This window comes from Parasutterella secunda (genome assembly GCF_024733725.1).
Lineage (GTDB): Bacteria > Pseudomonadota > Gammaproteobacteria > Burkholderiales > Burkholderiaceae_F > Aphodousia > Aphodousia faecalis.
On sequence record NZ_JANRHP010000011.1, the window covers coordinates 1 to 7,161 of the forward strand.

The 7,161-nt window shown below is 48.5% G+C and carries 6 protein-coding genes and 1 pseudogene; 5 read left to right on the forward strand and 2 right to left on the reverse strand.

Translation table 11 applies throughout. From position 1 onward, the window contains the following. Positions 1-514: 514 nt before the first annotated feature. Positions 515-988, forward strand: a complete 474-nt coding sequence (gene greA, locus NW199_RS08580; RefSeq protein ID WP_022472388.1) for a transcription elongation factor GreA — start codon at positions 515-517, stop codon at positions 986-988. 99 nt (positions 989-1,087) lie between these two features. On the opposite strand, the pseudogene yhbY reads toward greA, so the two are convergent. Further along, positions 1,088-1,489: pseudogene (yhbY, locus tag NW199_RS08585) on the reverse strand (ribosome assembly RNA-binding protein YhbY); the annotation flags it as partial. 57 nt (positions 1,490-1,546) lie between these two features. Between yhbY and NW199_RS08590 the strand changes: the two are divergent. The 4 genes from NW199_RS08590 (at position 1,547) to sbcB (ending at position 6,799) form a co-directional block, all read left to right on the forward strand. Further along, positions 1,547-2,197 carry an RlmE family RNA methyltransferase gene (locus NW199_RS08590; protein ID WP_022472386.1) on the forward strand — a complete coding sequence of 217 codons (651 nt, stop codon included), beginning with the start codon at positions 1,547-1,549 and terminating at the stop codon, positions 2,195-2,197. A 121-nt stretch (positions 2,198-2,318) separates the two neighbouring features. Beyond that, complete coding sequence (ftsH, locus tag NW199_RS08595) at positions 2,319-4,250, forward strand: ATP-dependent zinc metalloprotease FtsH (protein WP_258334334.1); 1,932 nt, start codon at positions 2,319-2,321, stop codon at positions 4,248-4,250. Positions 4,251-4,324: 74 nt separating this feature from the next. Continuing rightward, complete coding sequence (locus NW199_RS08600; protein ID WP_258334335.1) at positions 4,325-5,266, forward strand: DMT family transporter; 942 nt, start codon at positions 4,325-4,327, stop codon at positions 5,264-5,266. A gap of 63 nt (positions 5,267-5,329) precedes the next feature. Beyond that, entirely contained in the window at positions 5,330-6,799 is a 1,470-nt protein-coding gene (sbcB, locus tag NW199_RS08605) for an exodeoxyribonuclease I (RefSeq protein ID WP_258334336.1), read from the forward strand. Between the two features lie 44 nt (positions 6,800-6,843). Here the strand turns inward: sbcB and NW199_RS08610 are convergent. After that, positions 6,844-7,161: zinc ribbon domain-containing protein (locus NW199_RS08610; protein WP_258334337.1), on the reverse strand; the 318-nt coding region annotated here is incomplete at its 5' end.

Consider the following 7,161-nt stretch of genomic DNA (forward strand, 5'->3'; position numbering starts at 1 on the left):
GAGCCAAAAGCTGTGACGCCGGAGAAGGTTTGTCTCGAAATCTTTTGTGGTGCAAGTGATAGTTATCTGTAGCCCCATTGAGAAGAGATTCTCAATGGGAGCGGGTAAAAGAGCTTGCACTTGGTCAAAAGAAACCTTCCCTCTTCAGAGGGGAGTTGTTTAGGCTTTACAGATTCTGTACGAAGCTCAGAAGTGCGATCTGGAATTCAGCTTAGTTCAAAAGATACTGTCTCAAGTTTTGAATAAATTAAGTGAGGCGTTAAACCGCTTTGAAATTCCAAGCGATTGCGATGATGAGGAGAGAGAATTTTGTAGCACTTACAGTCAGTCTATTGAATTACGATTAAAGAAATGGTCTGACGAATTGAAACTTTTGCCACAATTGGCTAAGGATTCGTCTTTGTTCTAACAGTCGATTTTGCGGTAAAATAAGCGGCGTTATGAAGGGATGCCTGGGCTTAAGTTTTGGCTCGGGCTTCTTTGTTCCCTGTTGAGAGAGAAAGAGAAAAATACTATGGCGATTCCCATTACTGTACGTGGTGCCGAATTGTTGAAGGCCGAATTAAAACGCTTAAAGAGCGTGGAGCGTCCTGCGGTTGTGCAGGCGATTAAGGAAGCCCGTGAAAAAGGTGATTTGTCCGAAAACGCTGAATACGATGCAGCAAAGGAACTTCAAGGGCATATTGAAGGCCGTATTGCGGAGTTGGAGGGTAAGTTAGCTTCGCTGCAGATCATTGACCCGAAGGAGTTGGACGCCGGTGGTCGTATTGTTTTTGGCGCAACGGTTGAATTGGAAAATCAAGATACGGGTGAAGTGGTAACTTATCAAATCGTCGGTGACGATGAGGGCGACATCAAACGTAATTTGGTTTCGATTTCCAGTCCTATCGCTCGTGCATTAATCGGTAAGTTTGAAGGCGATGAGGCTATCGTGCACGCCCCGGGCGGTGATCGCGCATACGATATCTTGACAGTTCAGTATATCTAATCGAATACTGAAGCCGAGGATTTAAGCACGGCTATAGAAAATAAAAGGCTCGAACTTTGGTTTCGAGCCTTTGTCTGTTTAGAGGTTGGCGTAAGCCTTTTTGGTCGTTCGACCTTTAGCTTGTGCGCGGGTTTTGCGGTGAGCCGTCGGACCGCCGCGCATGCCGCGTCGGGCTTCAGCCATTTTGCGACGCTTGGCCCGTTCAGCTTCTTCTTTTTGCTTTTCGGGGTTTGGACGCCACAAAACCAAGAGCTTGCCGATCATTTGAATTCGAGCGGCATTTAAGCGGTCGGCGATTTCGTTATAAATTGCCTCGCGCTCTTCACGTTCATCGCCGGGAACGCGAATTTTGATTAATTCGTGAGCCAAAAGAGCGCGGTCAATTTCTTTTAAAACCGCGTCAGTGAGGCCATTGGCACCCAATAACACAACAGGATCGAGTCCGTGAGCCTGTCCACGAAGTGCCAAACGAGTGTCGCGGTCAAGTAGAAGTTCAGCCATAATACGGTTTGAGTTGATAAACAAAAATTTAAAAACGACGAATTTTATAAAAAAATCATGCCAGTAGCAACAAAGAAACTGCGTTCCAATCGCGCTTGGATTGAGCGCCACATTAATGATCCTTTTGTGAAGCGTTCACGCCAGGAGGGCTATCGCGCCCGCTCGGTTTATAAACTTATTGAGCTCAATGAGAAGGAGAAGCTAATCCGTCCGGGAATGTGTGTGGTGGACCTGGGAGCCGCTCCCGGCAGTTGGACGCAGGTGGTTCGTGAAAAATTAGCCGGTAAAGACGGAGAAGTTCGCGGCACGATCATTGCCATGGATATTTTGCCGATGGATCCCATTGACGGTGTGACGTTTCTTCAGGGAGACTTCCGTGAGCAGGAAGTGGCTGATAAATTAACCGAAATTATCGGCGATAAACAGGTCGATTTGGTGCTCTCCGACATGGCTCCGAATCTTTCCGGTATTGCGGCAGCCGACGCAGCCCGTTGTTTGCTTTTAAATGAGTTGGCTCTTGAGTTTTGCTTGGAGCACCTCAAAGATAACGGAGTCTTTGTGACCAAAGTATTCCAAGGTAGCGGTTTTTCGCAATATGTCGAGACGCTCAAAAAGCACTTTAAGACCGTTTTGACCCGTAAGCCTGAAGCTAGCCGGGATACATCGGCTGAAGTTTACATGGTGGCCAAACACATAAAGAAACGCTGAGAAAATTCTTGTTAAAAAGGATGAAAAACATTTCCAACTCAAGGAATTGTCGGTATCCTTAACAGTCTGGAATTTGCATCCGGAAAATAGCGTTATCAGAAGAGGCGAAGGAGCCTGAAAATTGAATAGAAATTTCTTTAATCGTATCGGTATTTGGATCATTTTAGCGCTGGTGTTTTTCACGGTGTTTCGGCAGTTTGAGCCTGAAACATCGACCATGGCGACCTCAACGAGCTACACGCAGTTTATGGATGACGCCAAGGCGGGCAAGATTGCTCGTGTGGACATCAAAGGTCGTGAAATCACCGTTACTCCGGTTGAAGGACAAAAATATGTCATCACGAGCCCGGGTGACTTGTGGATGGTGGATGACTTGAGAAAAGACGGTGTGCAGGTGTATGGAACGCCGGAGGAAGAGCCGTCTTTCTGGATGACAGTATTGATTTCTTGGTTCCCGATGTTGCTTTTGATCGGCGTGTGGGTGTTTTTCATGCGTCAGATGCAGGGCGGCGGAAAAGGCGGAGCTTTTAGTTTCGGTAAGAGCAAAGCCAGAAAACTCGATACTTCCAACAATAAGATCACCTTTGCGGATGTCGCCGGTTGTGATGAAGCCAAGGAAGAAGTGCAGGAAGTGGTTGACTTTTTGCGCGATCCCTCGAAATTCCAACGATTGGGCGGTCGTATTCCGCGTGGTATTTTGTTGGTGGGCAGCCCCGGTACCGGTAAGACTCTTTTGGCTAAAGCCATCGCCGGTGAGGCGAAAGTGCCGTTTTTCTCTATTTCCGGTTCAGACTTTGTGGAAATGTTCGTCGGTGTTGGCGCGGCTCGCGTTCGCGACATGTTTGAAAACGCCAAGAAGAACGCTCCCTGCATCATCTTCATTGATGAAATTGATGCGGTAGGCCGTCAACGTGGAGCCGGTTTAGGGGGTGGCAATGATGAACGCGAACAAACCTTAAACCAAATGCTTGTCGAAATGGACGGCTTTGAAACGGGTACCAATGTGATTGTGATTGCTGCCACCAATCGTCCTGATGTGCTCGATCCCGCGCTATTGCGTCCGGGTCGTTTTGACCGTCAAGTGGTGGTGCCTTTGCCCGATGTTCGCGGTCGTGAACAAATCCTCAATGTCCACATGAAGAAAGTGCCTGTTGGCCGTGATGTTGATCCTGAAGTCATTGCACGCGGAACGCCCGGCATGAGCGGTGCGGATTTGGCCAATTTGGTTAATGAAGCCGCACTTTTTGCCGCTCGTCGTGATGCCAAAGTGGTGGAAATGGTCGACTTTGAGCAGGCTAAGGACAAGATCCTCATGGGGGCTGAACGCCGCAGCATGGTGATGAGCGAAGACGAAAAGAAGACGACGGCTTATCATGAATCCGGTCACGCTGTGGTGGCTTGGATGCTGCCAAAGAGCGATCCTGTGCACAAGGTGACGATTGTGCCCCGTGGCCGCGCTTTGGGTGTGACAATGCAATTGCCGGAAAAAGATCGCTTCAATTATGACGACGTTTACCTCACTTCCCGTCTGGCGATTATGTTTGGCGGACGTGCGGCCGAAGAAGTGTTCTTGAATCAAAAGACGACCGGTGCGTCAAATGACTTTGAGCGCGCCACCCAGATGGCTCGCGATATGGTTACCCGTTACGGTATGAGCGATGCCATGGGGGTCATGGTCTATGCGGAAAATGAAGGCGAAGTGTTCTTGGGTCGTTCTGTGACCCGTACAACGCACGTTTCTGAAGCTACCATGCAAAAGATTGACGCCGAAGTGCGCCGTATTTTGGAAGAACAGTACGCACGTGCTTGCGACATTCTTAAAGCTAATCGTGAACGTGTGGAAGTGATGGTTCAGTGTTTGATGAAGTGGGAAACACTTGATGAAGATCAGATCACTGACATCATGGAAGGACGAGAAGTTCGTCCTCCGAGACCGGGAGCTTCTGCCAAGGCCGATCAAGAACGTCAGGCACAACCGGAAATGAAACCGGTTGAAAATGAAGCGACGCCGCAAGTTCAAGAAAAAGATAACAACGATCAATCGGGTCAATAACCGATTTAAAGAAAAACAGGGCCGGGAGCAAAAACTCTCGGCTTTGTTTTGACAGACAAAAAAGTACAGCAGCCATGTTCTTGGGTTTACTTTATGCCGTGATTGCCTGTGCGATCTGGGGACTGATTTATATCTTCCCTTTGATTCTGCCTGAGTACGATCCGGTCATGATTGCCTCAGCCCGCTTTGCCGTTTATGGAATGGCGTGCCTGCTTTTTGTTCCTTTCCAAATCAAAGAACTGAAAAAACTAACCCGCAGTGACTGGTTCTTTGCCATGAGACTCGCCTTTTTCGGCAGTCTCGTCTACTACTGGTCTTTGGTGACCAGTGTGCAGCTCTCTGGTGCGCCGATTGCCGGGATGTTGATGTGTTTAATTCCGGTTTTAGTGGCGGTGGTTTCTAATTTACGAAATAAAAAAAGGGGAGCTAATGTTCCTTGGAGTCGCCTGATTTTGCCTTTGGGACTGATTTTATGCGGGATGGTTGTGGCCAATTGGACAGAGTTTTACTATGCCGTTCATGAGCAGGCCGCCACCCCCTTGCAATTTTGGATCGGTGTAGGCTGTGCGGTTCTTTCTCTGCTTTTGTGGACTTGGTACCCGATTCGCAATGCCGATTGGTTATTGGCTAATAAAACAAAGGGGCCTAAAGTTTGGGCTACGGCGCAGGGCTTGGCTATTTTGCCTTTCACCTTACTGGGATTTGTGTTCGTGAGTATGTGGCTTGAGCCGCCGCAGGTTGGTATGTTGGGACCTCAACCGTTGAAATTTGTGGCGGTCATGTTGGTGGCAGGTATTGTGTGTTCGTGGGTAGGTGCGGCGTTCTGGAATGCTATGAGCGAGCGGCTTCCGACGGCTTTGGCAGGACAGCTCATTGTATTTGAGACGATTTTTTCAGTGATTTATGCATTGATGTGGCGACAAGCCTGGCCCACATTATCGATGAGCATCGGTATGGTGATGCTTCTTTTAGGTGTTCTGGCTGCGTTGCGAGTTTTTCGTAACGTTAAAGTCTAACTTTTGGCTAATGGCTTTTTTTTGCCATAATGCGACTGTTGTACCATTTTTCGCGGATTTTCCATGACGACATTTCTTTGGCATGACTATGAAACATTCGGGCTAAGCCCGAGTCAGGATCGACCGGCTCAATTTGCGGCTATTCGCACCGATGACAATCTCAATATTGTTGAAAAACCGATTTGCCTGTATTGCAAACCGTCGATGGATACCATGCCCAGCCCTCAGAGCGTCAACATAACAGGTATTTTGCCTCAGTATTGTGAGCAACACGGTTTAATTGAGGCAGAGTTTGCCCGATTTATCCATAAGGAAATGATTCGTCAGGACACAATCAGCGTCGGCTACAACTCCATGCGTTTCGACGACGAGGTCTCCCGATTTACTTTTTGGCGCAATTTTCTTAATCCCTATGACAGAGAGTATGACAACGGGTGTTCTCGCTTTGACCTTTTTCCTTTAGTCGTTGCGACTTGGGCACTGAGACCACAGGGGATTCATTGGCCGCTTACCGATGAAGGGGATCGACCGAGTTTTAGACTTGAAAAATTGTCTCAGGCCAATGGATTGACCCATGAACATGCCCACGATGCATTAAGTGATGTACAGGCAACCATTGAAATGGCCCGATTGATCCGAGAAAAACAGCCCAAACTGTGGGAGTTTGCTCTTAGAAATCGATTTAAAAATTCGATTGCAGCGATGATTCGCAGCGGTAAGCCACTGCTGTGGGTGAGTCCCATGCACGGAATTGAACGGGGATATATCCGTTTGGTTCGAGCGTTGGGAACGCTGCCCGGCAGAGCCAATCATGTGTTGATGTGGGACCTCAGTGAAGATCCTCGTGAATTGCTGACATTAAGTGCCAAAGAGGTGCGAGATCGGGTTTTTGTTAAAGACGAGGAATTGCCTGAAGGTAAGAATCGTTTGCCGATTTTTGTCTGCAAAATTAATCAGTCGCCATTTATTGTGAATCATTGGGGCGTGCTCAGTGAGCAAAGGGCTCAGGAATTCGGAATCGATAAGGCGGCCGCTCTTCAAAATGACGCTCTCTTATTGCCTCATTTAAATCAGTTAATGGGGCTCTGGGCTGAAGCTTTTGAAGAAGATGAGAAGAGTTCAGAAAACACTCCCGATGTTGATGCAGGATTGTATTCCGGTGGTTTTGCCTCTTTTAATGATAAGAAATTGATTTCGGCGGTCAATCGTTTGTCGCCTGAAACATTGGCCGAGTGGGTGCAAGGCGGGCGTTTTGCTTTTGAAGACGGACGATACGAAGAGTTACTTCTCCGATTTAGGGCAAGAAATTGGCCGCAGACTCTGACGCAAGAAGAAAAGAGTCGCTGGCACGCATTGCGAGAAGAACGTCTTATGCAAGGAGCGGGCGGCGCCAGAACGCTTGAAGTTTTTGCCCAAGAAATCGAAGAGATGGCAGAAAGCAGTGGGGATGAGCCGGATGAACGAATGGAAAATATTTGCGGAGCACTCTACGACTGGATGGAGATAGTCGGCAATTCATTGGATGAGTGGTAACTTGACATCCTCCTCGCCGTGAACGGCGAGGATTCCCTACTGTGTCAGTGGCTCGCGCCACTGATCACTTCGATGGGTTCCTGCTGCTGACCCGCGCCATGGATTGTCTCCATCCGCTGATTCACTTGAGCTCGGCCTACTTCGTCGAGCTCCCCACAGGCTGACATGCGCTGCCCGCGCACCTTTATATTTCTTGCCCCGACCACGTCGGCATTTCCCCAATATCCACACGCCACACACTTAAAACTCGCCTGGCTCCGTCGGTTCTCTTTTGACTCATAACCGCATATCGGACAGATCCGCGAGGTGTACTGAGGCGACACCTTTATCACTTGAGCGCCCCTTTGTTCACACTTCCACTC

What these genes read in the sequence shown, in the direction of transcription:
- greA (WP_022472388.1), top strand. Translation starts at nt 515, where the DNA reads ATGGCGATTCCCATTACTGTACGTGGTGCCGAATTGTTGAAGGCCGAA.
- NW199_RS08590 (WP_022472386.1), top strand. Translation starts at nt 1,547, where the DNA reads ATGCCAGTAGCAACAAAGAAACTGCGTTCCAATCGCGCTTGGATTGAG.
- NW199_RS08600 (WP_258334335.1), top strand. Translation starts at nt 4,325, where the DNA reads ATGTTCTTGGGTTTACTTTATGCCGTGATTGCCTGTGCGATCTGGGGA.
- sbcB (WP_258334336.1), top strand. Translation starts at nt 5,330, where the DNA reads ATGACGACATTTCTTTGGCATGACTATGAAACATTCGGGCTAAGCCCG.